Here is a 1,762-nt window from a genome sequence, read left to right on the forward strand (position 1 = left end):
GCGGGGTGCGCCACCCGGCGGCCAGGGACACACCCAGCCCGTCCAGGGCCACCGCGCCGAGCGCCAGGTTCACCAGCACGATGCCGGCCGCCCAGGTCCAGCCGCCCGGGCGAAAGACGAAGTGCCAGGCGTGCTGGGTTTCCTGCAGCGTGACAGCGGGCGGCAGGAACATGGGGGCCTCGTCATCCTGCTCCGCGCCCGGCCCCACCGGGCGGGCACTGACGGGAACGGGCGTGCCCTTCCAGGCCGCCCGGCGGTCGAAGCGGTCCGGCGGCTCCCCTGACAGGGGCTGCGCTGCCGCCTGGACGGGCACGTCGCACGTCAACTCCGGCTCGCCTTGCGGCGTGCGCAGCAGGTCCAGCCGCCATTCCACGCGCTCGCCCGAGCGGCGGGCGCCGCTGGTCGGCGCATCGGGCGGCACCAGGAAACGCGCCACCAGCCGCAGCCGGCCGCCGCTGGCCGGCTGCATCGCCACGGGCTCGGCGAAAGACTCCACGCGCCGTTCGGGTGAGCCCGAACTCGCTTCGTCCACCCGGTACTGGGCCAGTCGCAATTGCAGGCTGTGCCCCTGCATGCGGGGCGCGGCACGGGCCGGCACCACTAGCGCCACCTCGACCGGATGCCCTGCCAGCGGCCGCGCGGGCTGCAAGGCGAGCCCGGTGCCCGCGTATCGCCAGGCCAGGTAGGTGACATGCCCCGAGTACCACAGCAGCCCGATGCCCACCAGAGCGCACAGGCCCACGACCCCCTTGGCGAGCCACGGAATATGGGGATCGGGCCATAGCAAGGCGGCCATCGGGACACTGAAGCCGCACCAGAACAAGGCGATGAGCCACAGGATGCCGAGGGATCGGCGTGCCGGGTTCCCAGGCGGGGGCAACGGCCCGTCCGACAGGGACGCGGCATCGACCTCTTCGCGAGCCATCTTGCGCCAGCGCAGCAGGACGAAGACGAACACCCAGGCCGCCACCAGGCCCACGCCGGTGAACACCAGGGCAAAGGGCAGACGAAACAGCTGCAGGCGCCAGCGGATGGCGGGGTCGATCAGCGATTGCGACGGGTTGGACGGGTTCACCCACGCGGTGACGGTGTGCCCGCTGGCCTGGGCGCTTTTCAGTTGCGCGAGCCACCGGCGTTGCCAACCGTCGAAGTCCATCGATTCGCCATGGCCTGCCGGATCCAGGCCCACGCGGGTGCCTTCATGGGGCTTGCCGTCCACGGCGTAGCGGTAGCGGGCCTGCACTTCGAACGCGGGCCCCGTACCGCTGCCCGAACGGCGCGCCTCCCGCCGAAGCTCCGCGGAGAGGACCTCGGCCTGCACCGGCTGCCAGCGGTGGTGCACCTCCCACGCCAGGCGCAGGGTGCTGGCCAGGGGCCGCAGTCCGTAGGTGTAGCCGAAGACGCCAAATGCCACGGCGAAGACGGCGCTGAACGCCAGCAGTGCCAGCCGGGTGCCGATGCTGCCTGCCCTCGTCCGCTCTCTGGCCACGGGTTCTCCTCGTCGATGTCGTTTCTTGTGGCTCGAAGAATATCAAGCCCCGCGCCACCAGGGGCCGCGTGGCGGGGCGCGAAACGCCCCGGCGCGGCGCGCGCGCAACACTTCGCACACATCGATCGAAACAAAGCAAAAGGGCTGTCCCCTTTGCGGGGGGCTGTGTGTCTTCTTCTCGACAACCACCAACGAGAGAAGCACCGATGCACCGCCACCCGACCCCTGACCGACCATTTCCGCTCCCCCCCTGCGCCGCCGCGGCCCGCGGCC

General features: G+C 71.5%; 1 protein-coding gene. It reads right to left on the reverse strand.

Going from position 1 to position 1,762, the window contains the following annotated elements; genetic code table 11:
* On the reverse strand, positions 1 to 1,489 hold a 1,489-nt coding region (locus AC27IO_RS23770), incomplete at its 3' end, for a DUF3592 domain-containing protein (RefSeq protein WP_498741121.1).
* Positions 1,490 to 1,762: the final 273 nt, after the last annotated feature.

The organism is Acidovorax sp. KNOB132 (assembly GCF_057541515.1).